Origin of the sequence: Xaviernesmea oryzae (assembly GCF_900109605.1) — a bacterium.
GTDB lineage: Bacteria > Pseudomonadota > Alphaproteobacteria > Rhizobiales > Rhizobiaceae > Xaviernesmea > Xaviernesmea oryzae.
Map to the genome: position 1 here is coordinate 161721 of NZ_FOAM01000003.1, position 26960 is coordinate 188680.

The following is a 26960-nucleotide window of genomic DNA, read 5'->3' on the forward strand; positions in this document are numbered from 1 at the left end:
GGCAACGCACTGTGCACCGGATCGGCGACGATGCATTGCCTTGCCCCGCGTCCTTCTTCAGCCCTTGGGGAAGTCCAGCCCCATTTCACGGAAGCGAGCGGGATCGTCGCCCCAGTTCTCGCGCACCTTGACGAACAGGAAGAGATGCACCGGCTGTTCGAGGATTTCGGAAATTTCCTTGCGCGCGGCCGTGGAGATCGCCTTGATCGCCTCACCCTGCTTGCCAAGCGCGATCTTCTTCTGGCTCTCGCGCTCGACATAGATCACCTGCTCGATGCGCACCGAACCGTCCTTGCGCTCTTCCCATTTCTCGGTTTCGACATGGGAGGCATAGGGCAGTTCCTGGTGCAGGCGCAGGAACAGCTTCTCGCGGGTGATTTCGGCGGCGAGCTGGCGCATCGGCAGATCGGAGATCTGGTCCTCGGGGTAATACCAGGGACCTTCCGGCAGGGTCGCAGCCAGATAGTCGAGAAAATCATCGCAGCCCGAACCGGTCGTGGCCGACAGCATGAAAGTCCGCTCGAAGGCAACGACCTCATTGGCACTGGCTGCCAGCTTCAGCAGGTCTTCCGGGCGAACGCGGTCGATCTTGTTGAGCACGAGGATCTTTGGCTGATGAACATCCTTCAGACCCTGCAGGATCGCGTCGGTATCGCCGCGCAGTCCGCGCTCGCTGTCCACCAGCAGCACGACCAGATCGGCATCCTTGGCGCCGCCCCAGGCCGTCGTCACCATGGCGCGGTCCAGCCGGCGGCGCGGCTTGAAGATGCCGGGCGTGTCCATAAAGACGATCTGGGCGCGGTCGTGAATGGCGATGCCGCGCACGATCGCGCGCGTCGTCTGTACCTTGTGGCTGACGATCGTCACCTTGGCGCCGACCAGGCGGTTGACCAGCGTCGACTTGCCGGCATTGGTCGCGCCGATCAAGGCCACGAAACCGGAATGCGTCGGCCTGTCGTCCGCAGCGTCGGTGGAAGGGGAGATCTCGTCCGTCATTCTGTGTCCTTGCCCGCGCCCGTCTTCTTCCAGACGCCTTCGCGCTCGAGAATTTTCGTGGCGGCCACCTGTTCGGCCGCGCGTTTGGATCGATCGACACCGGTTTCAGGCGCAACCCCGGCGATTTCCACCGTCACCGTGAAGCGGGGATCGTGGTCCGGTCCGGAGCGGTCGTCAACGCGGTAATGCGGCGTGACCGCAAAGCGGGCATGGGCCCATTCCTGCAGCTCGGTCTTGGCGTCGCGCCGGGCGCCCTCGGCCTTCACCGCGCGATCCTCCCAATGGGCGAGCACGAAGCCGCGCGCGGCTTCCAGCCCGCCATCGAGATAGATCGCGGCGATCAGCGCCTCGACCACATCCGCCCGGATATTGAGCACGTGCTTGCCGGTGAGCTTGCGCACATCGGCACCGGTGCGGATAAACCGTTCGAGCTTCAGCCCATCGGCGATCGCCGCGCAGCTCTCGGCGCTGACCAGTTGGTTGAGCCGCACGGAGAGTTCGCCCTCATTGGCGTCGCGAAAGGTCTTGAAAAGAAGCTCGGCCACGCACAGACCCAGCACCCGGTCGCCCAGGAATTCCAGCCGCTCGTAATCGGACCCTTTGACACGCCGTGCGCTCGAATGGGTCAAGGCGCGGTCGAGCCGCGCCTTGTCTTGAAAACGATAGCCGAGCGCGGTTTCCAGCGCCGCGCGATCATCAGGCGTCAGCTGGCGCATCGGCTCAGTGCACCGCCTTGAAGATGCGGTCGTAGCGCAGATTGGCCGGCCATTTCCAGATCTCGCGGAAGGACGTGTCGTGACCGAGGGAGAAGAAGATCAGGCTCGCGCGTCCGACGAGGTTTTCTGCCGGCACATAACCGACGTCGAAGCGGCTGTCGGCCGAATTGTCCCGATTGTCGCCCATCATGAAATAATGGCCCGGCGGCACCACGAATTCCTGCGTGTTATCGCCGCGTGAATTGGGGAACTGGTCCAGCGTGTCGAAATTCACGCCATTGTCCAGCGTCTCGCGATAAACGGGCACATCGGCGCCGGTGTCATATTGATCATCGGCGCGGAAGGTGCCGTCGGCCACGCGCGGAACCGGCTGATCATTGACGTAGAGGACACTGTCGCGCACCTGCACCTTATCGCCCGGCAGACCAATCACGCGCTTGATATAGTCGATGTCGGGATTGGGCGGAAAGCGGAAAACCACGACATCGCCGCGCTTCGGCTCGGAGGCCAGGATGCGGCCGGAAAAGATATCGGGCGACAGCGGCAGCGAATATTTGGAATAGCCGTAGGCGAACTTGTTGACGAAAATGTAGTCGCCGACCAGCAGCGTCGGCATCATCGAGCCCGAAGGGATGGTGAAGGGCTGAAAAAGGACCGTGCGGATCACCAGGGCGAGCAGAAGCGCCTGAATGATGATCTTGACGTTCTCCCAGAGCCCGCCTTCCTTTTTCTCGATCTTCTCAACCACGTTGCGTGTTCCTTCAAGATTGGCCGCCGCCAGCGCTCAAACAGCGCGCGCATTGCGGGATAGGCTTAAGGCCTCTCCGGCAGATCCAGCTATCAGCGCCGATGCGCTAAGCCGTCCGCGGATCTTGGCCTTCAAGAGCTTTCGGAGCAGTCCCGCGGCAGCCGCCGAGGCGTCGCTGAGGCTGAAACTCCGGTGAAATCATTGTGCGAGCGCTTGAATAAGCCGGCCCCGCAGCCGCGCACCCGTCAGCATGCTCTACCTGCTTCCGACAATCTCGGCAACGGGCAGCGCTTCGATTATGACGAAAGCCTGAGCAAGCGGAAAATCGTCGGTAATGGTCAGATGCACGAACGCCTCATGGCCTGCGGGCGTGATGGCGGACAGACGCTCCGCTGCCCCGTTGGTCAGCACCATGGTCGGCTTGCCGCCCGGCAGGTTGACCACACCCATATCCTTCCAGAAGACGCCCTGCGCCAGGCCGGTGCCCAGCGCCTTGGAACAGGCCTCCTTGGCGGCAAAGCGCTTGGCATAAGAGGCGGCACGGTTGGCGCGCCGTTCGGATTTGGCGATCTCGACATCGGTGAAGCAGCGCGCGACGAAGCGTTCGCCAAACCGGTCAAGCGACTTTTCGATGCGACGAATATCGATGAGATCGCTGCCGATGCCGATGATCATGAGCTGTCCTTCCTGCTTGCATGCGGCCTGGACGGCGCTGACCCCAGCCTACGCAATCCGGTTTGTCCGCGCATATATGCCTTGGCAGCGGGCGCGCCAAGACAAGCTCCGCGCACACGTCCCTCTTTGCCATCTGCGGCGCAGAGACTATGGCCATTTGCCTGCTCGCAAGGCGCGCCATCCGACTGCCTTCAAGCGCCGTCCATGGTCGTCTCGGAAACGTTTTAACCGAACCTGGCCTGGCGCCGCGCCGTACGCCGCGCATTGAACAGGCGCACCGCGTTGAAGGTCACGCCATAGGCGAGCACGCCCATGCCGGCGGCGAGCGGCACCATGCCGACCAGCAGCGGCTTGAGCACGGGCCCCCAGAGTTCGTCGAGATTGAGATGGCTCAGGCCGGCGAGAATATCGGCGCCCGACGCCGGAGGAGCATCGTCGAGACCGAGAAGGGCGGCGCCAATCTCATAGGTCACGAACAGGATCAGCGGAATGGTCAGCGGATTGGCAAGGGCCGTTGCGATGGCCGCGGAGACGAGGCTGGCCGAACAGAGATAGGCCACGGCGAGCGCGATCAGCACATGCAGGCCGACGAAAGGCGTCATGGCCGACGCCGTGCCGGCCGCGGCGCCGAGCGCGATCTTGTGCGGCGAGGAAGACAGGCGCAGCACGCGCAAGGACAGGTAGCGCCAGCCCCGCAATGCACCCTTGCGCGGCCATAGGACCTGGCGAAGCCTCTCGCGCCGGGGAGCCGGCTGTCTGCGTCTGAACACCATAAGCCTTCATAGACGATCAGGCCGCGCTGTCCAATGCCCCGACCTCGCCCTGTTGTCCGGCTCCATCACATCAGGTCGGACAACAAGATCGAACGCGACCATCCGCTTCGGATCGAAAGGCGGCACGCTGGAAAGGGACGGTCAGCATGAGCACCAAACCCGCGAGAGCCGCGGGCGACAAACCCCGTCCATGCCGGCCAGCGGCACAATCGCGAATGGATGCTCATGGATAAGCGGGTCATGCCTCATGCAACACCCGCACATCGGTCACGCGTCATGCATGACCCCGACGCCTCCGCGCCCAATGTCCCGGCGCGGAAACAAAGAGCCGATCGGGAAAGGCATGGAACACCTTCCGCCTGGAACGGCCATATAGACTGTGATGCACAAGCCCTTGAAGGCTTTGCGAGATAGGCCTGCTTACGGCAAAGGATGGCAAGCGCGATCGCGTCGCGAGGGGCTGGCAACAAGCCTTAGCCCCATAAGCAACGTGCCTTGTCCTCTCAGGCCCACGCCCGAAAGATCATAGCAAGCAAACGCGGCCAGTCTGCGCTCGATACCTGCGGCATGCCAAAACAGCTGCGCGGTCTTGTGGACTTACGACACGCGCCGATTGACCGGCGCGCCATGTCGAAGCGGATCCGGAGGATCGCGACGGCTTAGAAGGTCCGGCGGAAGAGACCGCGATCGATCTGGCGCTGGCGATGCTCGAGGTCGATACGGTCGACGGCACCGTTGAGATAGTGCGATTCACGATCCTCGATCGAGGGAACGCGCAGAGCACGGCTGATCTTCTTCAGGTGGTTAAACATGGTAAACTCCTTTCGTTTACCTCCCGAGACAGTAGATAGCCGCGTTGGTCTTTCGAAACCAGCGCTGGCCACGCGCGGCAGCCATGCAGATTCGCAGGATCGACCGCCAATAGACTTCAACGCATGCGAAAGCTGCATGGCCTTGCGCGACAATGCTTATGGACACGCGGCGGATAGAGCCGGAAGTGATAAGGGTCACGCCAAACCAGCCCGTTGCCGTGCGCCTGTCTGGGCGCATGGCATCCGAGCATTGGCCTGATCGAACTCCTCAGGAGAACAGCCGCGTCACCGTCGAGACCACCGGAAGCTCACGCAGCTGGACCAGCATGTGATTGAGCTGGCGCAGGTCCCACACCTCGATCTCCAGCTGGATCTCGCTGAAGTCGGCGGCCATCGGTCCCATGGTGATGGTGCGGATATTGATGTCACCGCCGGCAATGAGCTGGGCAATGGAGGCCAGCGTGCCCGGCTCGTTGATCGCCGTAATCTGGATGCGCGCCTTGAAGCGGGTGTTGTTGGCTTGATCGAGATCCCAGCGCACATCGATCCAACGCTCGGACTGGTCGTCGAACTTCTGCAGGCTCGGCGACTGGATCGGATAGATGGTGATGGTCTTGTCTTTTTCGAGGATCCCGACGATGCGGTCTCCCGGCACAGCGCCCGCATCGCTGAAGCTTACGCGCACCTCGCTCGACAGGCCACGGATCGGCAGAGCGGCCGTCCCGATTGCATTGACGGTTTCGCGGCCCTGCTCCGGCAGACGGAAGAGCATGCCATCGGCACTGCGCACATTGAACCAGCCTTCGTCGGCCTGCGGCTTGACGGTGACGCGCTCGTCCTGATGATCGGGATGCACGGCACGCAGCACGTCCAGCGACGAGAGTTCTCCACGCCCGACTGAGGCGATCGTGTCCTCCACATCCTTCTGGCCGAGGCGTGCCAGAGCCGGCTTCAGCGCCTCGCGGGAAAAGCTCTTGCCGGCGCGCTCGAAGGTGCGCTCCAGAATGCGGAAGCCGAGGCCGGAATATTGCTTGCGGATCGCCGCCCGCGTGGCCCGGCGGATGGCCGCGCGCGCCTTGCCGGTGACGACGATCTCTTCCCAGGCTGGCGGCGGCACCTGGATGCCCGAGCGGATGATCTCCACCTCGTCGCCGTTCGCCAGCCGTGTGACGAGCGGCATCATCCGGCCGTTGATCTTGGCGCCCACACAGGTGTCGCCGATGTTGGTATGAACCGCATAGGCGAAATCGATCGGCGTCGCGCCCCGCGGCAGCGCGATCAGCTGACCCTTCGGCGTAAAGCAGAAAACCTGGTCCTGGAACAGTTCGAGCTTGGTGTGCTCCAGGAATTCTTCGGGATTGTCGCCTTCCGCCAGGCTCTCGATCGTCCGGCGCAGCCAGGAATAAGCGTTCGAGGTCGGCGAGAGCCTGACATCGCCTGGCGTCTCCGCGCCATCCTTGTAGAGCGTATGGGCGGCGATGCCGTATTCGGCGATTTCATGCATGCGCCGGGTGCGGATCTGCAGCTCGATGCGCTGGCGTGACGGACCGACGATGGTGGTGTGGATCGACTGATAGTCGTTCTGCTTCGGCGTGGAGATATAGTCCTTGAACCGCCCGGGCACCACGCGCCAGCGGGTGTGGACGATGCCGAGCGCGCGGTAGCAGTCCGGCACATCCTCGACGAGAATGCGAAAGCCCCAGACGTCGGACAGCTGCTCGAAGGAGAGGGATTTGGACTGCATCTTGCGAAAGACGGAATAGGGCTTCTTCTGCCGTCCCTTGACGTTGGCGCCGACAAGGCCCTTGGCAGACAGCAGCTCGCGCAACTCGTCCTCGATCTTCTTGATCAGCCCCTGGTTTTGCGCGGAGAGCTCGTCGAGCCGCTTTGTCACGGTCTCGAAGGCATCCGGATTCATGTGGCGGAACGAAAGATTCTCCAGTTCCTCGCGCATGTCGTGCATGCCCATGCGCCCGGCCAGCGGCGCATAGATCTCCATGGTTTCCTCGGAGATGCGGGCGCGCTTTTCCGCCGACATATGATCGAGCGTGCGCATATTGTGCAGCCGGTCGGCCAGCTTGACCAAGAGCACCCGCACATCGTCGGAAATCGCCAGCAGCAGCTTGCGCAGATTTTCCGCCTGCTTGGCCTTCTTGGTCACGAGATCGAGCTTCTTGATCTTGGTCAGGCCCTCGACCAAGGCGCCAATATCCTCGCCGAAGAGATTGTCGATCTCGGCGCGCGTTGCGGTCGTATCCTCGATCGTGTCGTGCAGCAGCGCCACCGCGATGGTCGATTCGTCGAGATGCATTTCGGTGAGAATCGCCGCCACTTCGAGCGGATGGGAAATATAGGGATCGCCGCTGGCCCGCTTCTGCTGCCCATGCTTCTGCATCGCATAGACATAGGCCTTGTTCAAAAGGGCCTCGTTGACGTCAGGCTTGTATTTCTGAACCCGCTCAACGAGTTCGTATTGACGCATCATGCTGCGGGGATCCGTGCAAAAAAGAGAGCGCCGAGAATAGGCCCGGCGCTCTGTTTTTAAAAGCATCAATGAAGGCTGAAACGCGGCGCCGGCTGGAAAAATCCGGCACAGGGCAAAGCTTAGTAATCTTCGCTCTTTTCCGGCGGAACGAGGCCTTCGATGCCGGCGAGAAGTTCCTCTTCCGACATGCGGTCGAAGGTCACCACGTCAGCCTGGTCGTCGTCGTCAGCCGTCTCGGAGAAGACCGCATCGCCGGAGAGCAGCGTGGCGGGATCGGCTTCCGGCTCATCCACCTCGACGTGCTTCTGCAGCGAATGGATCAGATCTTCCTTGAGGTCGTCGGGCGACAGCGTCTCGTCAGCGATCTCCCGCAGAGCCACGACCGGATTCTTATCGTTGTCCCGGTCGATGGTGATGGCGGCGCCCTGCGAAATCAGGCGGGCGCGATGGCTGGCGAGAAGAACCAGCTCGAAACGGTTGTCCACCTTGTCGATGCAGTCTTCTACGGTCACGCGGGCCATATCTTATCCTTCCGGTTCCAAAGAGATGTTCTGGCGCTCGGCTGCATTTGCCGTCGCCTGGGCGGTCGGCCACGCTTCTAAACGGCGGCCTGCGACCAAGAGCGCCATGATGACACATCACGTGCGGATTTTGTTGATCACGCGCCCGATACTACCATTGGGGAAGAAATTCAAGCTTTTCCTGAAAGCGCCCCGGCGTGCCTCATAACCGTTACAATTCGCTATATTTATTGGTTAAGACGTGCGATATTTATTTCAACACCAGAAACTTGCCTTGATTTGCACAACCACCGATCGGTCTATCCGAGACATTCTTGAAGTTCACCAGAACCGCGCTTGATTAAATAGTTTCAACGAGACCTGTTTTGCATTGCAGCAAGAGCTAAGCAGGCAAGAAAAACTTGGATCATTTGGAAAACGAGAAAAGCCAGGGGAAGATTTTTGAGACTGCACTGATCAGCGACAGCATAATCCACAAGTCAAACATCCGGGGTCAGCGGTAAAAAAAGCAATCTTATGCACCGCTCCCTTTGCGCGAAGCCCGAAAAGCCTATTTCCGCCATCGGGCCAGCGAATAAAGAAAGATTACCTACATGTTCGATCCGCGTGAAAAAATTGCCCTTTTCATTGACGGGGCCAATCTCTATGCCGCCTCGAAAAGTCTCGGTTTCGATATCGATTATCGCAAGCTTCTGAAGGCCTTCCAGAAGCGCGGCTATCTGTTACGCGCCTATTATTACACCGCGCTGATCGAGGACCAGGAATATTCATCCATTCGGCCGTTGATCGACTGGCTGGACTATAACGGCTATAAGGTGGTGACCAAGCCGGCCAAGGAGTTCACCGACTCGCTGGGCCGCCGGAAGATCAAAGGCAACATGGATCTCGAACTGGCCATCGATGCGATGGAGCAGGCGGAGACGGTGGATCATCTGGTGCTGTTTTCAGGCGATGGCGACTTCACGACCCTCGTGGAGGCGATCCAGCGCAAGGGCCGCAAGATCTCCGTGGTCTCGACCATGTCGACCCAGCCGCCGATGATCGCCGACGATCTTCGCCGCCAGGCCGATCATTTCATCGACCTGCAGACGTTGAAGGCGGAAATCGGCCGCGATCCGAGTGAACGGCCCGTGCGCAGCGTCGACACCATGCCCGCCGACCGCTCGGGGAACGTGCAGGCCTGAAGCTCAAGCTTGCCGTCACATCGCGTTCAATTGAAAGAAAAAGGCCCGGCGCCAGATGGCGGCCGGGCCTTTTGTTCGACGGGCTATTGGGTCAGTGATCAGTGATCTTTCAAGAGCCGGCTCTTCTGCCGGTTCCAGTCGCGTTCCTTTTCGCTTTCCCGCTTGTCGTGCAGCTTCTTGCCCTTGCCAAGCGCCAGCTCGAGCTTGGCGCGGCCGCGTTCGTTGAAGTAGATCTTCAACGGGATCAGCGACATGCCCTCACGGTTTACGGCGCCCTGCAGCTTGTTGATCTCCCGCTTGGAGAGCAGAAGCTTGCGGCGGCGGCGCGGCGTGTGGTTGAAGCGGTTGGCCTGCAGATATTCCGGCAGATAGGCGTTGATCAGCCAGAGCTCGCCGTCCTCGTCTGTGGCATAGGATTCGGCGATGTTCGCCTTGCCCTCGCGCAGCGACTTGACCTCCGTGCCGGTCAGAACCAGGCCGGCCTCGTAGGTATCGATGATTTCATAATTGAACCGGGCCTTGCGGTTTTCCGCCACCACCTTGGAGACGACCCGGCTGCTTCCCTTGGGTGCCATCAGTTGATCAGTCCGGCATGAATGAGCGCGGCGTCGAGCGCCGCTTCGGTTGCGGGTTCGAGGCCCGAGATCAGCGGCGAGCGCACGGTGCGGCTCATACCCCGCACGCGTGAAAGCGCATATTTTGCGCCGCAGACGCCGGGTTCCATGAAGATCGCCTTGTGCAGCGGCATCAACTTGTCCTGCAAGGCCAGGGCCGTCTTGAAATCGCCAGCAAGCGTTGCCTCTTGGAACTGCGCACAGAGGCGCGGCGCCACATTGGCCGTCACAGAGATACAGCCCACGCCGCCATGGGCATTGAAGCCGAGCGCAGTCGCATCCTCGCCTGAAAGCTGGACGAAATCGGCGCCGCAGGCCATGCGCTGCTCGGAGACACGCTCGATCTTGCCGGTGGCATCCTTGACGCCGATGATCGTCGCAAACGCCTTGTGCAGCGCGGCCATGGTGTCCACGCTCATATCGACCACCGACCGGCCGGGAATATTGTAGATGACGATCGGCAGCGAAACGGCTTCGGCGATTGCCGCATAATGCGCATGCAGACCCTTCTGGGTCGGCTTGTTATAATAAGGTGTCACGACGAGCACGGCGTCTGCGCCCGCCTTTTCAGCATGCTGGGCAAGCTCGATCGCTTCCAGCGTGTTGTTGGAGCCGGCACCGGCGATGACGGGCACTCTACCCTTGGCCTGTTCGATACAGACCTCGACCACGCGTTTGTGTTCGGCATGCGTCAATGTTGGCGATTCACCTGTCGTGCCCACGGGCACGAGCCCATGGCTGCCTTCGGCGATCTGCCAATCGACATGGGCGCTGAAGGCCTCGAAGTCGACCGCGCCCGATGCCGTGAAGGGGGTGACGAGAGCGGGAATGGACCCCTTGAACATGCAGAACTCCTGAAACGCGTGCGGCCGTCCGCTGACGCGTAGAATGACTATGACATTTGCGCTCAAGGGTGCGGCACATGAGGACATCCGGCTACCCGCACGCCACCTGGATCGTCTGGTGGGCTGTCATGAAACCGCCGCACCATAATCACCCTGCTTGCCAGCGGCAAGCGTTGCCGGTGCAACGAAGCTGGCTGCGGACGGTTCCAACCGCAGTTTTTTGGCGTTCCAGCTCTATGGCCTTAATAAGGACGAGAAAATGGCCGAAAGCACACCTGGGGCGCATCGGTAGGGTAGCAAGCTCGATGCCGTGCCGAGATCCTGGCAGAATGTCGGACGCGACGGCCTTTTGCCGGCCGGGGAAAGACGTTAAGCTTTCATTTAAATTTGGACCGCCAAATGGGGTTCGATGTAATCTGGGTCGAGCCGGGCCGGATGCGCCGTCATGTCCTGCGCAAACAGGTTTGAGCAGGTGGCGCGGCGATGGATGGGCCCTGCGGCGGACGACGCCGTTCTTGCTGAGCGACCGACGGGGAGACTGCATGGGAGAGACGATTCGCCGGTCCTGGGCGGTCTGTGTGACCGCCGCGATGGGTGCCGTGATCGTGATGACCGAGCTGGCCTCTGCGGCTGGCGGCGGCAGCCTGCCGGTGCCAGCGCGCCGGCCCTCCTCCGTATCGGATGCTGTCACCGCCCAGGTGGATTTTCCCGCGTCGACCTCGTCTGAAACCACCGGCGCCATTCCCGCACGCACTGTCATTGCGCAATCCATGCTGAAGGATGGGCTGGACGCCATCAGCGCCCGCAATCCCACCCGGGCCCTGGCCGTGCGCGATTCTTTGCCGAAAGGCAGCCTTGATCGTCATATCCTGACCTGGGCCCTGGCGCGCTCCGGGCTTGACGGCATCCCATCCTACGAGATTGCCGGTGCCCAGCGTGAGCTTGCGGGCTGGCCGGGGCTGGCGAGCCTGCGGTCCCTGTCCGAGCGCGCGCTTTATCGGGAGAATCCGCCGGCCGCCGATGTGCTCGCCGCCTTTGGCCGCTCCGTGCCGGAAACGCCGGAAGGGACCCTCATCCTGGCGCGGGCGCTGGTCGCCAGCGGCCAGAAGGCCGCCGCGCAGGCCCAGCTGAAACGGATCTGGACCCGAGAAACGCTGGACGCGGCGACTGAAAATAAGGTCCTCTCCGAATTTTCGCCGCTCCTGACGGTGCTTGACCACAAGCGGCGGATGGAACTGCTGATGTATCGCGGCAAGCAGACGCAGGCGGCCCGGTTTGCCGATCTCGGCAAGGCGCAGTCGCTCTATCGCGCGTGGGTGGCGATGGCGCGCAATGCCGCCAATGCCGACCAGCTGATCGCCGCCGTCGATCGCTCCTGGGCAAAGGACCCGGCGTACCTCTTCGTGCGCATCGAACGCGCGCGCCGCAAGGACGATTATGACACCGCCGCAGCGCTGCTCGCAGACCTGCCGCGCGAGCCCGACGCGCTGGTCGATGCCGGCGAATGGTGGGTGGAGCAGCGCATTATCAGTCGCGGCCTTCTTGATGCGGGCAAACCCCGCGCAGCCTACCGCGTCGCGGCCCAGCACGTGGCCAGCGAGCCGACCGATGTGGTCGATGCCGAATTTCATGCTGGCTGGTACGCCTTGCGCGGCCTGAAGGACGGCGCCACCGCCGCGCGCCATTTCGAGCGGATTCTCAAGGCATCCAACCGGCCCGTATCCGTGTCACGTGCCTATTACTGGCTCGGCCGTGCCGCCGAGGCGGGCGGACCGGGAACGGCGTCCGCCTATTATCAAAAGGCCGCAGCCCTGCCCGGCACCTTCTATGGCCAGCTGGCCGCGCAAAAGCTCGGTCGCGGGCGGATCGATGTCGCCTATCCCTCGCCATCGGCCGACGACCGCATGCGCTTCGAAACGCGCGAAGCGGTGCGCGCCATCGATCGGCTGGAAAGCGCCGGCCATGGCTGGCGCGCCGATTCGCTTTACCGCGCGCTCGGCGAGAGCCTCGACAGCGCCGGCGAGCTGGCGATCCTGTGCGCACGGGCCGAGAAGACCCGCAGCCATGCGCTTTCGCTTCAAATCGGCAAGAGCGCCTTCACGCGCGGGATCGATGTGGCAGCCCTGGCCTTTCCGCTGGGCGCCATTCCCGCCAGTGCCAATATCGATGCATCCGGCAAGGCTCTCGCCTATGCGATTGCCCGCCAGGAAAGCGGTTTCAATCCGGCCGCGGTGTCGCCCGCCGATGCGCGCGGGCTGCTGCAGATCATGCCCGGCACGGCGCGCGGTGTCGCGGGCCGGCATGGCCTGGCCTACAATGCCGCACGGCTGACCACCGATCCCGCTTATAATGCCACGCTTGGTGCCCATTATCTCGGCGAGCAAATCGCGGATTTCGGCGGGTCCTATATCCTCACCTTCGTCGCCTATAATGCCGGCCCGCGCCGTGTGCCTGAATGGATCGGCCGATATGGCGACCCGCGCGGCGCGCCGCTCGACGAGGTTGTCGACTGGATCGAGCGTATCCCTTTCGCCGAAACGCGCAATTACGTGCAGCGCGTGATGGAAAACTACCAGGTCTACAAAGCGCGTCTCGGCCAGCCCGTCGATATCGCACGCGACCTGCGCGTCGGGCGCACTGGTTCCTGAGTTTGACACAGCAGCCGGCCTGGGTGACTTGAGGATCGGCAGGCTTGAAAGCCCGGAAAGCGCTGAAGAGCGCGCACGCTCAAGAGAATGAAGCGACCGCGCCTGTGGACCCGCCGCGTCGCCCGGAGCTGAAGAGATTGCCGAGGAGGCTTTCTCGCCGCTTGCTCCCGCTCGCCGGCTGCTGCATGCTGAAGCGCATAGGCAGGAGGGCGGTCGTGACGATCGAGGATTTTTCCGAAGGCAATCGATCGCTGTGGATCGACCGCCCCAGGGGCATTCGCCTTCATCTGCGCGACTATGCAGGGCCAGACACACAGGCACCCGTGCTCTTTTGTCTGGCAGGCCTGACCCGCAACAGCCGAGATTTCCATCGCCTTGCGTTGAAGGCCAGAAGCTCGGCCCGCATTGTCGCACTCGACAGCCGCGGCCGGGGTCTGTCTACCGACGATTCCGATCCCAGCCACTATAATGTCGAGGTGGAAACCGGCGACGTCATCGCCGTGATGGAAGCGCTGGGGCTTGAGCGGGCTGTCTTCATCGGCACATCCCGCGGCGGATTGATCCTCCACCGCCTCATTGCATTGAGACCTGACCTGATCGCCGCCGTCGTGCTCAACGATATCGGTCCTGTCATTCCGACGTCGGCGCTGGTGTCCCTGGTGAATGGGCTGAAGGCGCGCAACAGCGAAAGCACGTTCGAGGCGGCAGCGGCGGCTTTACGCGGAGCGCAGGCAGCCGCTTTTCCGGCACTGAATGAGGACGATTGGGCTTTGATGGCGCAGGCGCTTTATCGTCCGTCCGGCCAAGGCGTCGAGCCCGCCTATGATCGCGCCCTGCTGCAAGCCTTCGAAGGCTTGACGGAGGCGATCGTGCTGCCGGATCTCTGGCAGGCCTTCGCGCTGTTTGCCCCCCTCCCCTTGATGGTGATCCGAGGCGAACACAGCGACATCCTTCCCGTCGAGGTGTTCGACGAGATGCAGCGCCGGCATCCCGGTCTCGCTGCACTGACCGCGCCGGGGCAAGGTCATGCCCCGCTTTTGGACAAGGAGCCGGTCTTTTCCCGCCTGATGGCGTGGCTCGACGCCAGCCGGGCGCGCGACGTGGACAGATAGGCCGCAATCTTCGTGTACCGACGCCCGGCATAAAGCCAAGCCAGGCGAACCATCCCGCTTAGGATCAATCATCCAGGCGCGTAGAACTATTGTGCGTATTGATGCTCTGAGCGCACATGCAAACGGGGCCCGACCTTTCGGTCGAGCCCCGCCATTAAGATCAGGCTTGGCCTGACGCGACGATTAGAAGTCGCGCTGCAGACGCAGGAAGCCGGTCCACTTGCTGTCGTCGATGTTCGACGGAGCGTTGTCGAACTTGACGTAGTTGACGGTTGCGAGCGTCTTCAGACCTTCGGTGATCTGGTAGCCAGCCGTCAGACCAACCTTCCAGGCATCGCTCGAAGAGAACGCGCCGCGAGCGGACGGGTTCGTGTCGATGAAGCCGAGGGTGCCAGCGCGGTAACGGGTGTTGACGTTGCCGAAGTACTGAGCAGCCGGGGTGATGGTGATCTTGTCGGTTGCCTTGATGGCGTATTCAGCAGCAACGGTCCACTCGGCAGCCGAGTAGTAGGCGTTCGGGTCGGTGGCGTAGATGCCAGCGAGGCCGAAGGTGCCCGGGCCGATGTCAGCGAACATCATGCCGCGGAAGGCAGCTTCTTCAGCGTCGAAGTCGTAGGAAGCGATAACGTCAGCCTTAACGCCACCAACGGTGAAGCCGAGCTTGCCGGATACGCCGATGTTGTCGTTCCACTTGGCGTTCACACCGTTGTCGAGTTCTTCGACAGCGACGCCGGCCAGGAAGGTGCCGCCGTCATAGGTGTAACGGATGGCGTTGAACAGGTTGGAACCCAGTTCGTCGGTTTCGCCAGAGAGACCATCGTCCCACCAGTTGTAGAAGTAACCGACGTCGAAGCCAGCAACGTTGATCCAGGCGCCGTCAACGAAGGCAGAACCTTCGGTGTCAGCCTGAATGTTGATGTAGGACGAGACAACGCCGAGTTCGGTGTCGTTCTTTGCAGCGAAGGTCAGGTAACCACGGCTGTAGGCGTCGATGTCGCCGCCGTTGGTGTACTCGTTTTCGCGATAACGGAACTCGGTACGGACGTAGCCGTAAACGCGCAGGCAGGTTTCGGTGCCGGGGATGTAGAAGTAGCCCTTACCGAAGGCGTCGCAAACGCGGACGTATTCCATGGGTTCCGGCTCGGCAGCGACGATTGCGTCAGCAGCCTGGGCGCCGGAAACGACTGCCATGGCAGCCGCGGAGCCGAGAAGAAGGCTCTTGATGTTCATTTCTGACCTCCAGTCAAAAGTTTCAACGGGTCTGGGTTTTTGCTGAAGGACAGCGTTCCCTGCCCCATCCCCAACATTTAAGAAGTCGGACGATCAACCGCCCTTGCTTCCGAGGTTGAAAATACCCGACCCGCCCCACGGTGCAATCACCAACTTCCTCCCACAGCCCTTCGGCCACCCCCTTCCGGCAATCCTGTTGCTCAAACGACACAAAATCGCCCCACCCAAGGCACGGCTTTAAGAAAGCCTTAAGAAAATCCTTTGTCTTTCAGCACTTAATGAGGGTCGCGAAGCTGGATCGAGGCTGGATAATGTGGCAGCCGACACCGATTCTCGCATCATTTCGAGAAAAAGCGATTCCGTTTTGGATCGCGCACGCCCGGCCGAACCCTGCTCTTTGACGGAATCAGACCGGTGCGCGGAGTTTTACCCGGGGATGATTCCCTCGGCCGATTCCGGCTCGGCGCCGATCCAGCTTTAGACCTGGAGCGGAGCGACAAGCGGGCTAACCGTCACTACGCTTAAGCAGGAGGTAGCCAGACCTTGAAGACCGGTTTGCACCAGATCGCTTGATTTCACTGGAAAATCGGCAAATTCGCCATTCGTGACCTCATTTCTGACTGGAGGTCAGAAATGAACATCAAGAGCCTTCTTCTCGGCTCCGCGGCTGCCATGGCAGTCGTTTCCGGCGCTCAGGCTGCTGACGCAATCGTCGCTGCCGAGCCGGAAGCCCTGGAATATGTCCGCGTTTGCGATGCTTTCGGTAAGGGCTACTTCTACATTCCGGGCACCGAAACCTGCCTGAAGATCGGCGGCTACGTCCGTACGCAGCTGACCGTGAAGGAAAATGCATTCGGCCGTGACGGTAAGGGCGACTATGATGCCCAGTCGAAGGGCTATCTGACCTTCGCTGCCAAGAACGACACCGAACTCGGCGTTGTCTCGGGCTACATCAACCTTGAAGCCGATGATAACGGCGTCAAGAACGACGGTTCGTGGATCAACGTCGCTGGTTTCGATGTCGGTTATTTCTACGACTGGTTCGACGACGGCATCAACGGCGAAACAGACGAACTCGGCTCGCCAAAGACGCTGCAGAACTCTGTCCGCTATACCTATGATGGCGGTGCATTCACGGCTGGCGTCTCGGTTGACGAGCTGACGGGTGGTTACACGCTGAAGTCCAATGACGATATCGGCGTTGGTGGCAAGCTTGGCTTCACGGCTGGCTCGGTCAGCGGCTGGGTGATCGGCAACTACGACTTCGACGCTGATGAGGCTGCTTTCAAGGCTCTTCTGGCAGCAGGTTTCGGTCCTGGTACGCTTCAGGTCGCTGGCGTTTACGCCACCAACCCGAGCTACTACTGGAACGCATCCAAGTGGACGGTCGCTGCCTCCTACGAGCTGAAGGCCACGGAAAAGTTCACCATCACGCCTGCTGCCCAGTACTGGGGTGACTACGGCATCAGCGAATTCGGCAACTTCAAGGGTCCGGATGCTTGGAAGGTCGGCGTAACCGCCGGTTACCAGATCACCGATGGCCTTCGTTCGCTCGCAACTGTCAACTACAAGAAGGTTGACGATAACGGCGGCGACCAGTGGACCGGCTTCCTGCGTCTGCAGCGCGACTTCTAAGTCACGCTCAAGCTGACTTCGGCCCTCGCCTCAATGGCGAGGGCATCTCTTGATGGCGGCCGCCTGTGGTTCGTAGAACTTCAGGTTGGGTCGCCATCATCTGTTTTGGAACAAATCATGAACTTTCTAATTTAGTCACGGAATCTTCACAGAGCCGTGATCATGGTCGCGCTCGCTGGTGGCGGGGCTTCGGTTTCACAGCCAGTCTCCGCCGACGCCCTCTCGACAGACGGGCATCGGCTTCATGATCATTTCAGCCGGTCTACCCGCCGTCGATCGACGTTTTGCGGGATGGAAAGGCACGTCCTCGCCGCAGGCTGCCGGAATGGCACCTGTTGAGTCGTGAAGGGAGCATTCGATGCAGGTCAACTCCGCAGAGGCGTCGTCCTTTGGTCATCTGGGCTTTTCCGGCCTGTCCTATCGCCTGACGGCGGATCGGCGGTCATCCTCAACTCATACGCTGATCACCCTGCTCGATCGCTATGGCGACACGCTTTGGGAGGCCGGGAAACATCGCAACAATGTCACCGGCTTCATCCACGATCTCTACGCCATGATGCCACAAAAGGAATTTGCGAGCTTCGGCCAGGAGATGCTGGACGAGCTGGTCAACAATCTCCGCCGGCGCGGCAACAGCAATGCAACGATCAACCGCAAGATCTCGGCGCTGTCGAAACTGCTGCGCAAGGCGAGCAAGATGGGCGATATCGGTCCGCTTCCTGATTTCAGCCGCCAGAAGGAAAAGGCCGGACGCATTCGCTTCCTGGAAAGCAATGAGGAAGAGCGCCTGTTCGGGGCGCTGCGCGAGACATCCGATCTCTATTATCGCTTGTGCATCTTCCTCGTGGATACCGGCGCGCGTCTCGGCGAGGCGCTCGGCCTGCGCTGGAACGATCTGCAAGGACAGATGGCGACGTTCTGGATCACCAAGTCCGGCCGCAGCCGATCCGTGCCGATGACGCGGCGCGCGCAGGAGGCCATCGCCGCATCGCGCGGTCGGGGTCTTGGGCCCTTCTACGGGATCGACCAGCAGCAGTTCCGCGCTGCTTGGAAAAAGGCCAAGCGACAGGTGGGTCTCGCCCATGATGAAGAGCTGGTGCCGCACGTGCTGCGCCACACCTGCGCGTCACGCTTGGTGCGCGGCGGCATCGACATCCGCCGTGTCCAGATGTGGCTGGGCCATCAGACGCTGCAGATGACCATGCGCTATGCGCATCTCGCTTCGCAGGATCTGGCCGTCTGCCTCCCGGTTCTGGAGCGCCAGGGCGCACCCGCCTGATCGAAACGCCGAGCCCGACCATCGGGCCGAAAGCGGAAAACCAGCTTTCGGGTCACCCGATGCCACATTGAAAGCCAAAAACATCCGGCTGCTTTGGATTATGAGCAGGATGGCTCACCAGAAAGCCTGATCAGCAGGGCTCTGGCGCATCACGCTGCACCAACCAATCCACGATCATGCTGCCATTCGGCAAGGCGGCACGTCTCGCTCCTGCAAGACCTCTTGCGCCGTAAGAGAAGGTGCGAGCTGTAAAAAGGAAAGCATTCCTGCAGGCGTCACATGGGAGCGCCCAGCCGATCTGCACCAGGCCTTGATTCCACCTGCCAATACGGACCATCGCTCAGTCGATACGACGGCCTTTGGCACCTGATCAGCCAAAACGCTCGTACGTCAATGCGTCCTTCGAGAAGACGACGATGATAAACATAAGAGAGGATGGAAAAGATCAGAGCGCCATGAAAACGATGGCAAATCGCCGTTCAAGGAGGCGACGGCATCCATCTTCAGCGAATGCACGCCGATTTCCAACATCGGCTTTGCAACAAAAAGAAGATGGCTCCCCGGGCCGGATTCGAACCGGCGACCTGTCGATTAACAGTCGAATGCTCTACCGCTGAGCTACCAGGGAATGTCTGCGGCGCGGCGTTTGCCGCTGCAGAAGTGATGCTGCTATTACAAAGGCGTGCCCGCTTTGCCAAGAGGGTTTTTGAAAAAAAGTGCATTCTCTTGAGAAACACGCCCCGGAGCGCCATCTGCCTGGGGATAAGTCTCTGCGGGCCATGCGAAAGCCTAGCCGGCAGAGTGCATCAGGCGGCCTGGCGCTGGGTCTTTCAAGCGATGCCAGCGGGTGAATTGCAGCCTGTACAAGAGCGAAAACAATAGTGTGGCAAGCATTTAGCCTGATCGCTCGATGACAGCGCTGTTTAAAGGCCGCGCTTTGGCACAGATCAGAACAAGCGGCTTTTGCCGAAGTTCCGCGCAGGCCTGCCGCATGGACGAGTGAAGGAAGGAACACCCACGGAATGGCACAGCGCGCCACCAGACGCTTCGGCATCGACCCCGCCACCAACCGCCTGATCATGGGCCGCCTGTCCATGCCTCTGCCGCGCACGCGCGCCCCGAGGATTGCGCTGGGAACGGGGCTGGTCTTTGGCGGCTGCCTGGGCTTTCTGCCCATTCTGGGCTTTTGGATGGTGCCGGTCGGCCTTGTCGTGTTGTCCCAGGATATTGCCTATGTCCGCCGCCGCCGCCGCCGCGTGACGGTCTGGTGGGCGCGGCGCCAACGCGCAAAACAGATGGGCAAGACGAACTGACCTCTGAAACCGCGCGGACTGCGCCGCGCTTGGCCACGCGCTCGCCTGCCCTAGCGCTCGCTCCTACATCGATGACTTCCTCGACTCCTCACGGATAATCACGAGAGGATGATCGCATCCAACCGCATTTGGTGATAGAATCACGTCACCAGCATCTATGTGACCGCAACGCTCAGGCGGAGCGGAGGGCAAGCCCTTGGCCTGCCCCGTGACGTTCGACAAACCGCTCGCTGCAGCATGTCTACGCAACGAGCACCGCGTGCTGCGTTTTAGGGACGGAGCTGTGGCCTTGCGCCCCGCTGTTTCATCAGACTGCCGAATGCATGAGGACGCATTCGGGTACTTGCGGAGCACCGACAAGGGCTGCGCATAGCCGTTTCAGGGGATAAGCGGCAGGACCCCGCTAAGCGCAGGCATGGGAGCGCCTGCGCAACATCGCGGATCTGTGACAAAACCGTGTGCCATTATCAAGCATCACCGAGGCTTCGGCTGGAGGAGCTGGCCTGCCTCACCTAAAGGGAGGATCTTCGTATGCAATACCGTGTTCAGCTGTTTTCATGGACGCCGCGCCAGGGCGTCCAGCAGGTCGGCCGCGTGATCGATACCAACGCGCCCTCGGCAAAGCTCGCCGTTCTGGCGCTTCTCAATCTGCCGCTGGACGAAGCCGGCGCACCGAAGAACCTTGCGGCGCGCGTCTGGCAGCCCGATGGCGACGAGAAGGCCGATTGCGCCTGCTTCTATTACCACTGACAGCCCATGGCGGCCGGCTTGAGGCGCACGTCCTGATCTGGATGGAGGCCACGCCTCAAGCAGTGCCGTTGGCATGCGTCGCAAGCGCCACCGTCCCCATTGCCTTGCAGCAGATCCTGATGCCGTGGACGAAGGGGCGGCCCGATGTCTTATTGCAACGGGCGGCTTGTTGATGATGCGAATTCTCTTGCAGAACACATAACGAACAGATAGTTTTTGTTCGTGATTTGTTTTCCCCATTCGGAGCGAGAGAGATGCTGACGCGCAAGCAACAGGAACTGCTGCTGTTCATCCATGAGCGGATGAAAGAGTCCGGCGTTCCGCCCTCTTTCGATGAAATGAAGGACGCCCTGTCGCTTGCCTCGAAATCTGGCATTCACCGGCTGATCACCGCGCTGGAGGAGCGTGGCTTCATTCGCAGATTGCCCAATCGCGCCAGAGCGCTGGAGGTGATCAAGCTTCCAGAGGTCTATGCTGCGCCTGCCGCTGCCAAGCGCGGCTTTACGCCCAGCGTCATCCAGGGCAGCCGAGACCAGGCCCAGGCGCGCGAAACGGCCCGTCCTGCCGCTGCGCGTCCAGTGGATAGCGCGTCTCTCTCCGTGCCGGTCATGGGCCGGATCGCCGCTGGCGTGCCGATATCCGCGATCCAGAACAACACGCATGACATTGCCGTTCCGGCCGACATGGTGGGCAGCGGCATGCATTATGCGCTTGAAGTGCGTGGCGACTCGATGATCGAGGCCGGCATTCTCGATGGCGATCTCGTGATCATCCGCGATGGCAGCACGGCAACGCCCGGCGATATCGTCGTGGCACTGGTGGATGAGGAAGAGGCAACGCTGAAGCGTTTTCGCCGAAAGGGCGACTCCATCGCGCTGGAAGCGGCCAATCCCGCCTATGAAACCCGCATCTTCGGGCCGGATCGCGTGAAGATTCAGGGCAAGCTCGTCGGTCTGATCCGGCAATATCACTGATCGATATCGTTAGCGCGTGCGCGTCTCTCTGCCCAATCGCCTTGCGGGCAGAAGGCGCTGCTCGCGAGGCACAAACGAACATCAAGACCTGAAGCGTGTCGCGATCTTTAGATTAGGCTCCCGACGCTTTGAACCCTTGTTTTGCCGCATGTCGTTATCACGAAGCCGCTGCACAGTTTTCCGCGACATGCCTTAAAGTCGACTCCGGTTGCGCGCCTTCAGTGCGCAAAGGCACTTTTCAGCCGGCTGCGCGCATCATGGGCGCCGGACGGCGCTGACCCGGCGCCGCCATGGTGCCAGACATGCCATCGGTCTTGAACTGTGAAAGCAGAGCACCGAGCGCATCGATCTCCTGCATCAGGCTATGGCTGGCTGCCGTGGTTTGTTCGACCATCGCCGCGTTCTGCTGCGTGTTCTGATCGATCTCGTTCACAGCCGTGTTGATTTCCTGAAGACCGGTGGCCTGTTCGCGGGCCGACTCGACGATTGCGCGGACGTTCTGGTCGATCTGTTCAACATCGGACACGATCTGCTGAAGCGAATCGCCGGTTCGGCCCACAAGGTTCACACCGCTTTGCACCTGGGCGCCCGAAGTCGAGATCAGCGCCTTGATCTCTTTGGCCGCCTGCGCGGAGCGCTGGGCAAGCTCCCGCACCTCCTGAGCCACGACGGCAAAGCCCTTGCCGGCCTCGCCTGCCCTCGCCGCCTCGACGCCGGCATTGAGCGCCAGGAGATTGGTCTGGAAGGCAATTTCGTCGATCACGCCGATGATGTTGGAAATTTCGGTCGAGGATTTCTCGATCTGGACCATGGCGGCCACGGCTTGCCCCATCACCTCGCCAGAGCGCTGGGCGCCGTTGCGTGCGCGCGAAACGAGCTTGCCAGCCTCCTCGGCGCGCAAGGCTGCGTCCCTCACCGTGGTGGTGATCTGTTCGAGCGCCGCCGCGGTTTCCTCGACGGACGCCGCCTGCTGCTCGGTCCGCTTGGACAGGTCGTTGGCGGCCGAGCGGATTTCCTGCGCACCGGCGCCAATCCCACGCGTGCTGCTGGCCACGCCATCCATCGTCTCTCGCAGCGTCGTCATCGCCCTGTTGAAATCCTGACGCAAGCGATCGAGCTCCCCCGCGAATTGCTGATCGAGGCGATAGTGGAGTTCGCCGGTCGACAAGGCGGCCAAGCCCGACGCCAGACCCTCGACGGCAAAGCGGATCTCCTCGGCCTCCCGTGCTTTCAGCGCCTCACCTTGCGCGCGCTCCTGTTCGGCCCGCTGCCGGCCGCTTTCCGTGTCCTGCTCCAGCCGCCGCTTCGCCAAAGCCGCATCCCGGAATGTGGCCACGGCCCCCGCCATGGCGCCCAGCTCGTCTTTTCGGTCCATGCCCGGGATCGGGCTTTCGACATCGCCCTCTGCAAGACGGATCATGCGTGCGCGCAAAGCCTGAACCGGCGCGCTGATGCCAAATTTCGACACCAGGATCGAGACGACCAAGCCAAGCAGGAAGACGGCAAAGAGGCTGCCGAGCGTGGCCATGATCGTGAACCAGGTGGCATCGGATATCGCGTTGGACTGCGCCATGACGGCACTGATATGATTATCGTTCCAGGTGCGCATATCGGTCGTGAACGAGGCGATCTGCGGGTCGGCCTGGCTGAGCAGCACCTTTGCCTGCTCATCATTGTTGCGCGCGCCCTCGATAATTGCCGCGTCCATGAGAGCGACGATGCCATCGAACCGCTTGGCGAAAGCCGCGAACGTGTCGGCTTCCGCCGGCAGAAGCGTCGGCAATTTGGCCATCAGCTCCTTCACCGCCTGTCTATGCAACTGGTAGGCTTTGGCTACCGTTTGAGCCTCAGCGGAGCTGCCATCATAGACCAGTTCCTGATAGGCATTATAGCTCATCGCGAAGATGCGCTGACCCACGCGCGCCGCAAGCACCGAAGCTGTTGCATCCTGCGCAAGGAAGTCCGAGTAACGCTCGTCGGTTTCATAGAAACGCGTCGCAATCATCACCGACCCAAGACAACCGACAATGCACAAGACGGCGATAACCGAGGTGATTTTCGTTTGTATGCGCAGATTCGCCAGCAGGTTCATGGCTTCGCTTCCGATAGGACGATGAGACGCCAATCCGGCAGGATTGACTGTTGATCATGTCGTTCAGAAGAAAGCAGCCGGGCAAATCTCCGGTTAACAGCGCAGCTTTCGCCGCTCATGAATTCTAGCGATAGTTTAGACAAAGCCGGTTTTTACTGAAAATTCAAACCCGCCAGAGGAGATGATTGACTTTTATATTAGTCAAAATCCATAAATAAGTTGAATAGGCAGATCTATTGGCTCTTGGCGTCGCCGGTCATCGCTCAACCGCAGCGCCATAGTCTTCGTCGCGCACGGGCTCCAGCCATTCGACTGCTTTGCCGTCAAGCGCCTCTTGAACGGCAATGTGGGTCATGGCCGTCGTCGGCGCGGCGCCGTGCCAATGTTTTTCGCCGGGCTCGAACCAGACGACATCGCCTGGGCAGATTTCCTCGATCGGCCCTCCCGCGCGCTGAACGCGGCCGCAGCCGGCTGTGACGATCAGAACCTGCCCAAGCGGATGGGTGTGCCAAGCGGTGCGCGCCCCGGGCTCGAACGTGACCGCGTTGCCGGCCGCCCTTGCCGGCGAGATAGCCGCAAAGAGAGGATCGATGCGCACCGTTCCAGTGAACCAATCAGAGGGCCCGACACCGGAAGCCTGCGTACCTGCGCGCTTGATCTGCATGCTCTGCTCCCAGCTTTGAAAGAGTCCACGGCCGTTACGGCCGATCAGCAGAAAAACATAGCGCGCCACTGCCGCGCGTCACACGAAAAAAAGTGCTGGATGTTCAGGGAGGCTTCGCGTTGGGAGAAAACGCCCTGTGGATCATCCGGCAGAGGCCGAACGTGGTGGATCGTCACAGGAAATGGATAGAATTTTTGGAGGCCTCGCCCGGAATTGAACCGGGGTACAAGGATTTGCAGTCCTCTGCGTCACCACTCCGCCACGAGGCCTCACGAGCCTGATTTCTCAAGCAGTGGCGGTCGTTTAGAATCGTTCGAGGGAAAGCGCAAGGCCCTTCCGCTTCGTTTCGTTCATTTTCCCGCCTGAAACACTGCGGCCTATGTCCGCAGCCGCATCGGCCCAAAATCCTGTCTTACATGCTGGCCGCCGTGGCCGGCGTCGCCAGGGGAACGCCCTGCCCCAGATCGTTATTGGCAAACTTGACGGCGAGGATGCTGAGCACCGAGGCCAGCATGACGGCAAAAATAATACGCATGATCTTTTCCTTCTCTGCGTGCCGCAGCGCCCTGCCTTACAGGTTCGCATGCGGCGGCGCCTGATCTTCGAGGTCAGCCTTGACATGCCGACGCCGGCAAAGAATTCACAGAATGTTAACAAGTTCCGTCGCAGGCGCCGGATGGTCGCGCTTGGCGCAACAACGGGCTTTTGCGGCACGCCGACGGTTTCTCCAGCCTGGCCAGTCTCATGTGGGATGTCGGCGCGGAAATGTCATCCCCTGATGGCGGAAGAATGGCCGTCATCAAAAGCCGTCTGCGCCCAAGGCAAACGAACCCTTATCGCTCCCGCGCAAAAGCCACGACGGCTTCAACGAGGCGGAACGGGCTCGATCTCCGACCGTGATCCAGCCCGTCTATCTCGTCATCTTAAAGAGGCTTGAAGGACGCATGGCAGTCAAGCGTCTGGAAGCAATCAGGCGAAGTCGCCGAGGCGCCCGGCCTGGAACAGGATCTCGATCGGGCCGGTCTCCCCGATCGCGGCGCGCACGGGACGTCTGATCGCCGCGACACCGGCATGATCGGCTTTGAGCCTTGTGGCAAGCGCAAGGGCCGCGTCCTCACTATCCACCTGCAGCGGCGCGCCCGTTGCCACGGGATGACCCCGGTGATCCAGCGCAAAGGTCAGAACTTCATAGACGGCATTGAGGCCGGGCATGTCTTGATCTCCTTCAGATCCCGTCCCGCGCAACGCATATTGCGAAACGCGAGGGATCAGCAGGCAAAGGCAGGCGCAACGACGAGGCTTGGCGGCGCGCTCGATATCGGCACGTTCTCCGCCGTCACCAGCGTTTCGAGGAAGGTCACGGCGTTTTGCAGGCCGCTCATCGTATAGGGCTTCTCGATCGCGCCGATCGCCCCGGCGAAATCCTCTGGGATGCGCTTCAGATTGCCGGTGACGAAGACATAGGGGATTGCGAGCTCGTGGAGATGCCGGCCGACGTCGATGCCGCTGGGACCATCCAGAAGGTGAATATCGACGAAGGCGAAATCGGGCATGGTTTGCGCCGCCAGGTTCATGGCGTCCTTGCTTGCCATGGCATGGCCCACCACCTGATGGCCGGCGCTTTGAAGCTCGCTTTCCAGCTCCAGCGCCAGAAGTGCCTCGTCCTCGACAATCATGATCCTCAAAATGCCTATTCCTCTTCGCCGGCAACCATCAGGGTCACCTCGACCCTGTTGATATCGCCTTCCATACTCCGCTCGATGCGCGCCCGCAGCTGCTTGGCGCAGGTCTCCAGCACGAGACGCCCGAATTCCTGCTGTTCGCGATCGAAATCCACCGTCTCCACAGTGTCGTCCACGCGGATCAGGAAATGGCCGTTCAAACGCTTGACGGTCACATCTATTCGCCCGCCGCCATCTTTCAAGCCACGCCGAACGGCATCGCCCACCAACTCGTTGACGATCAGCGACAGCGGCGAGGCTTTAACGGCCGGCACCAGCACCGGCGACAGATCGAGCGTCACGACGATATCATCGCGCTTGAGCGCGCCGACCACGTTCACCACGAGTTCCCTGGTGAACTCCGCGACATCGAACCGGGCGACATCCTCGCTCGTGAACAGCTTGCGCTGGACGATGCTGAGCGCCTCCACGCGGTCGAGGACCGAATGCAGGGTTCCGGCAACGGTCATGTCGGTCGTCAGCCGCGCCTGCAGTTTCAAAAGCGAGGCGATCGTCAGCAGGTTGTTCTTGACGCGGTGGTCGACCTCGTGGACCAGCAGCGTCTTGGCATCGAGCGCGGCCTTGAGATCGCGTGTGCGCTCGTCCACCAGCTTTTCCGCCATGCGCCGGGCTTCGGCCAGCTCTTTTTCCTTGTTCTTGACGTTGGTGACATCGAGCTGCGAGGCGAAGAAGTAGATCACCTCGTTCTGAATGTTGCGCACCGGACTGATATACAAGGCATTCCAGAAGGTGCTGCCGTCCTTGCGGTAGTTCAAAATGTCGATGGAAATATTTTCCTGCGCCGCGATGGCCGAGCGGATGCGGTTGATTTTCTCGGGATCGCTGCCCGGCCCCTGCAGGAGCCGGCAGTTGCGGCCGATCAGTTCATCGATCGAATAGCCCGTGAGATCGGCAAAGGCGCGATTGGTGAAGATGATCGGATTGTCGGGCTGGCGCGGGTCGGTGATGATCATCGGCATGCGCGTGGCCTTGAAGGCAGCGGCGAACGGGTCTTCCGACACCCGGGACTCGACCAGCCGCTGGCCTGCATCGCGGGCGTCCTGCTTGGATTGACTGTCTTGGCTCATGACACCGCGGGTGCTCGAATGGTTGTTCGTGATCGCACCCTACAGCCATTGACCCTTTCCCGCCCGCAAGGCAGGCCTCGCGTGG

At 61.2% G+C, this 26960-nt stretch carries 25 protein-coding genes and 2 tRNA genes; 8 read left to right on the top strand and 19 right to left on the bottom strand.

Features of this window, described 5'->3' with window-relative positions; all coding sequences use genetic code 11:
- Positions 1-57: 57 nt before the first annotated feature.
- From era to rpoZ, 8 genes are all read right to left on the bottom strand, one after another.
- Positions 58-996 carry a GTPase Era gene (era, locus tag BMX61_RS04375; RefSeq protein WP_075629018.1) on the bottom strand — a complete coding sequence of 313 codons (939 nt, stop codon included), beginning with the start codon at positions 994-996 and terminating at the stop codon, positions 58-60.
- Entirely contained in the window at positions 993-1712 is a 720-nt protein-coding gene (gene rnc, locus BMX61_RS04380; protein WP_075629019.1) for a ribonuclease III, read from the bottom strand. Before rnc ends, era begins: the two co-directional genes overlap by 4 nt.
- Before the next feature lie 4 nt (positions 1713-1716).
- Positions 1717-2460, bottom strand: a complete 744-nt coding sequence (gene lepB, locus BMX61_RS04385; protein ID WP_075629020.1) for a signal peptidase I — start codon at positions 2458-2460, stop codon at positions 1717-1719.
- Between the two features lie 255 nt (positions 2461-2715).
- Positions 2716-3135, bottom strand: coding sequence for a holo-ACP synthase (gene acpS / locus BMX61_RS04390; RefSeq protein ID WP_075629021.1), 420 nt, complete (start codon positions 3133-3135; stop codon positions 2716-2718).
- Between the two features lie 224 nt (positions 3136-3359).
- Positions 3360-3908: a DUF2062 domain-containing protein gene (locus BMX61_RS04395; RefSeq protein WP_075629022.1), complete on the bottom strand. Its 549-nt coding sequence runs from the start codon at positions 3906-3908 to the stop codon at positions 3360-3362.
- Between the two features lie 659 nt (positions 3909-4567).
- Positions 4568-4720 carry a DUF3563 domain-containing protein gene (locus BMX61_RS04400; protein ID WP_075629023.1) on the bottom strand — a complete coding sequence of 51 codons (153 nt, stop codon included), beginning with the start codon at positions 4718-4720 and terminating at the stop codon, positions 4568-4570.
- Positions 4721-4988: 268 nt separating this feature from the next.
- Complete coding sequence (locus tag BMX61_RS04405) at positions 4989-7205, bottom strand: RelA/SpoT family protein (protein WP_075629024.1); 2217 nt, start codon at positions 7203-7205, stop codon at positions 4989-4991.
- A gap of 119 nt (positions 7206-7324) precedes the next feature.
- Entirely contained in the window at positions 7325-7726 is a 402-nt protein-coding gene (gene rpoZ, locus BMX61_RS04410) for a DNA-directed RNA polymerase subunit omega (protein ID WP_075629025.1), read from the bottom strand.
- Between the two features lie 593 nt (positions 7727-8319).
- Between rpoZ and BMX61_RS04420 the strand changes: the two genes are divergently transcribed.
- Positions 8320-8910 carry a LabA-like NYN domain-containing protein gene (locus BMX61_RS04420; protein WP_075629027.1) on the top strand — a complete coding sequence of 197 codons (591 nt, stop codon included), beginning with the start codon at positions 8320-8322 and terminating at the stop codon, positions 8908-8910.
- Between the two features lie 98 nt (positions 8911-9008).
- Here the strand turns inward: BMX61_RS04420 and smpB are convergent, their stop codons facing one another.
- Complete coding sequence (gene smpB, locus BMX61_RS04425; RefSeq protein ID WP_075629028.1) at positions 9009-9485, bottom strand: SsrA-binding protein SmpB; 477 nt, start codon at positions 9483-9485, stop codon at positions 9009-9011.
- Complete coding sequence (gene dapA / locus BMX61_RS04430) at positions 9485-10369, bottom strand: 4-hydroxy-tetrahydrodipicolinate synthase (RefSeq protein ID WP_075629029.1); 885 nt, start codon at positions 10367-10369, stop codon at positions 9485-9487. The genes smpB and dapA overlap by 1 nt, the downstream gene beginning before the upstream one ends.
- A 554-nt stretch (positions 10370-10923) precedes the next feature.
- Between dapA and BMX61_RS04435 the strand changes: the two genes are divergently transcribed.
- Together BMX61_RS04435 and BMX61_RS04440 are read left to right on the top strand one after the other, a co-directional pair.
- Positions 10924-13017, top strand: a complete 2094-nt coding sequence (locus BMX61_RS04435) for a lytic transglycosylase domain-containing protein (protein WP_075629210.1) — start codon at positions 10924-10926, stop codon at positions 13015-13017.
- A 215-nt stretch (positions 13018-13232) separates the two neighbouring features.
- Positions 13233-14129 carry an alpha/beta fold hydrolase gene (locus tag BMX61_RS04440; protein ID WP_234794594.1) on the top strand — a complete coding sequence of 299 codons (897 nt, stop codon included), beginning with the start codon at positions 13233-13235 and terminating at the stop codon, positions 14127-14129.
- Between the two features lie 183 nt (positions 14130-14312).
- On the opposite strand, the gene BMX61_RS04445 is transcribed toward BMX61_RS04440, so the two are convergent.
- Complete coding sequence (locus BMX61_RS04445) at positions 14313-15359, bottom strand: porin (protein WP_075629030.1); 1047 nt, start codon at positions 15357-15359, stop codon at positions 14313-14315.
- Positions 15360-15992: 633 nt separating this feature from the next.
- Here BMX61_RS04445 and BMX61_RS04450 point away from each other — a divergent pair.
- On the top strand, positions 15993-16994 hold the full coding sequence (locus BMX61_RS04450) for a porin (protein ID WP_075629031.1): 1002 nt from the start codon (positions 15993-15995) through the stop codon (positions 16992-16994).
- Positions 16995-17352: 358 nt separating this feature from the next.
- Positions 17353-18273, top strand: coding sequence for a tyrosine-type recombinase/integrase (locus BMX61_RS04455; RefSeq protein WP_083639573.1), 921 nt, complete (start codon positions 17353-17355; stop codon positions 18271-18273).
- 553 nt (positions 18274-18826) lie between these two features.
- On the opposite strand, the gene BMX61_RS04460 is transcribed toward BMX61_RS04455, so the two are convergent.
- A tRNA-Asn gene (locus tag BMX61_RS04460) sits at positions 18827-18901 on the bottom strand.
- A gap of 394 nt (positions 18902-19295) precedes the next feature.
- Here BMX61_RS04460 and BMX61_RS04465 point away from each other — a divergent pair.
- From BMX61_RS04465 to lexA, 3 genes are all read left to right on the top strand, one after another.
- A complete protein-coding gene (locus tag BMX61_RS04465) occupies positions 19296-19586 on the top strand; it encodes a hypothetical protein (RefSeq protein WP_075629032.1) in 291 nt (96 codons plus the stop codon).
- A 531-nt stretch (positions 19587-20117) separates the two neighbouring features.
- Positions 20118-20336 (top strand): hypothetical protein, encoded by a 219-nt coding sequence (locus BMX61_RS04470; RefSeq protein WP_075629033.1) that lies wholly within the window; start codon positions 20118-20120, stop codon positions 20334-20336.
- Positions 20337-20590: 254 nt separating this feature from the next.
- Complete coding sequence (gene lexA / locus BMX61_RS04475; RefSeq protein ID WP_075629034.1) at positions 20591-21310, top strand: transcriptional repressor LexA; 720 nt, start codon at positions 20591-20593, stop codon at positions 21308-21310.
- Between the two features lie 238 nt (positions 21311-21548).
- On the opposite strand, the gene BMX61_RS04480 is transcribed toward lexA, so the two are convergent.
- The 7 genes from BMX61_RS04480 to BMX61_RS04505 all read right to left on the bottom strand — a co-directional run bounded on the left by BMX61_RS04480 (position 21549) and on the right by BMX61_RS04505 (position 26875).
- Positions 21549-23315 carry a methyl-accepting chemotaxis protein gene (locus BMX61_RS04480; protein ID WP_170854899.1) on the bottom strand — a complete coding sequence of 589 codons (1767 nt, stop codon included), beginning with the start codon at positions 23313-23315 and terminating at the stop codon, positions 21549-21551.
- A 343-nt stretch (positions 23316-23658) separates the two neighbouring features.
- Entirely contained in the window at positions 23659-24066 is a 408-nt protein-coding gene (locus BMX61_RS04485) for a (R)-mandelonitrile lyase (protein ID WP_075629213.1), read from the bottom strand.
- A gap of 195 nt (positions 24067-24261) precedes the next feature.
- A tRNA-Cys gene (locus BMX61_RS04490) sits at positions 24262-24335 on the bottom strand.
- A 143-nt stretch (positions 24336-24478) separates the two neighbouring features.
- On the bottom strand, positions 24479-24601 hold the full coding sequence (locus tag BMX61_RS25300) for a hypothetical protein (RefSeq protein WP_267890872.1): 123 nt from the start codon (positions 24599-24601) through the stop codon (positions 24479-24481).
- Positions 24602-25035: 434 nt separating this feature from the next.
- Complete coding sequence (locus BMX61_RS04495; protein ID WP_075629036.1) at positions 25036-25278, bottom strand: hypothetical protein; 243 nt, start codon at positions 25276-25278, stop codon at positions 25036-25038.
- Between the two features lie 56 nt (positions 25279-25334).
- The gene (locus BMX61_RS04500) at positions 25335-25751 is read right to left on the bottom strand and encodes a response regulator (RefSeq protein WP_075629037.1); all 417 of its coding nucleotides are present in this window, start codon (positions 25749-25751) and stop codon (positions 25335-25337) included.
- A gap of 5 nt (positions 25752-25756) precedes the next feature.
- The gene (locus tag BMX61_RS04505; protein ID WP_075629038.1) at positions 25757-26875 is read right to left on the bottom strand and encodes a PAS domain-containing protein; all 1119 of its coding nucleotides are present in this window, start codon (positions 26873-26875) and stop codon (positions 25757-25759) included.
- Positions 26876-26960: the final 85 nt, after the last annotated feature.

Bases quoted from the DNA above. Each gene is read 5' to 3' on its own strand.
- BMX61_RS04395 (WP_075629022.1), bottom strand. From the start codon at position 3,908: ATGGTGTTCAGACGCAGACAGCCGGCTCCCCGGCGCGAGAGGCTTCGC.
- BMX61_RS04420 (WP_075629027.1), top strand. From the start codon at position 8,320: ATGTTCGATCCGCGTGAAAAAATTGCCCTTTTCATTGACGGGGCCAAT.
- BMX61_RS04445 (WP_075629030.1), bottom strand. From the start codon at position 15,359: ATGAACATCAAGAGCCTTCTTCTCGGCTCCGCGGCTGCCATGGCAGTC.
- BMX61_RS04470 (WP_075629033.1), top strand. From the start codon at position 20,118: ATGCAATACCGTGTTCAGCTGTTTTCATGGACGCCGCGCCAGGGCGTC.
- BMX61_RS04450 (WP_075629031.1), top strand. From the start codon at position 15,993: ATGAACATCAAGAGCCTTCTTCTCGGCTCCGCGGCTGCCATGGCAGTC.
- BMX61_RS04405 (WP_075629024.1), bottom strand. From the start codon at position 7,205: ATGATGCGTCAATACGAACTCGTTGAGCGGGTTCAGAAATACAAGCCT.
- smpB (WP_075629028.1), bottom strand. From the start codon at position 9,485: ATGGCACCCAAGGGAAGCAGCCGGGTCGTCTCCAAGGTGGTGGCGGAA.
- era (WP_075629018.1), bottom strand. From the start codon at position 996: ATGACGGACGAGATCTCCCCTTCCACCGACGCTGCGGACGACAGGCCG.
- BMX61_RS04400 (WP_075629023.1), bottom strand. From the start codon at position 4,720: ATGTTTAACCACCTGAAGAAGATCAGCCGTGCTCTGCGCGTTCCCTCG.
- BMX61_RS04495 (WP_075629036.1), bottom strand. From the start codon at position 25,278: ATGCCCGGCCTCAATGCCGTCTATGAAGTTCTGACCTTTGCGCTGGAT.
- BMX61_RS04480 (WP_170854899.1), bottom strand. From the start codon at position 23,315: ATGATTGCGACGCGTTTCTATGAAACCGACGAGCGTTACTCGGACTTC.
- BMX61_RS25300 (WP_267890872.1), bottom strand. From the start codon at position 24,601: ATGCGTATTATTTTTGCCGTCATGCTGGCCTCGGTGCTCAGCATCCTC.
- BMX61_RS04505 (WP_075629038.1), bottom strand. From the start codon at position 26,875: ATGAGCCAAGACAGTCAATCCAAGCAGGACGCCCGCGATGCAGGCCAG.
- BMX61_RS04485 (WP_075629213.1), bottom strand. From the start codon at position 24,066: ATGCAGATCAAGCGCGCAGGTACGCAGGCTTCCGGTGTCGGGCCCTCT.
- BMX61_RS04465 (WP_075629032.1), top strand. From the start codon at position 19,296: ATGGCACAGCGCGCCACCAGACGCTTCGGCATCGACCCCGCCACCAAC.
- rnc (WP_075629019.1), bottom strand. From the start codon at position 1,712: ATGCGCCAGCTGACGCCTGATGATCGCGCGGCGCTGGAAACCGCGCTC.
- rpoZ (WP_075629025.1), bottom strand. From the start codon at position 7,726: ATGGCCCGCGTGACCGTAGAAGACTGCATCGACAAGGTGGACAACCGT.
- dapA (WP_075629029.1), bottom strand. From the start codon at position 10,369: ATGTTCAAGGGGTCCATTCCCGCTCTCGTCACCCCCTTCACGGCATCG.
- lexA (WP_075629034.1), top strand. From the start codon at position 20,591: ATGCTGACGCGCAAGCAACAGGAACTGCTGCTGTTCATCCATGAGCGG.
- BMX61_RS04455 (WP_083639573.1), top strand. From the start codon at position 17,353: ATGCAGGTCAACTCCGCAGAGGCGTCGTCCTTTGGTCATCTGGGCTTT.
- acpS (WP_075629021.1), bottom strand. From the start codon at position 3,135: ATGATCATCGGCATCGGCAGCGATCTCATCGATATTCGTCGCATCGAA.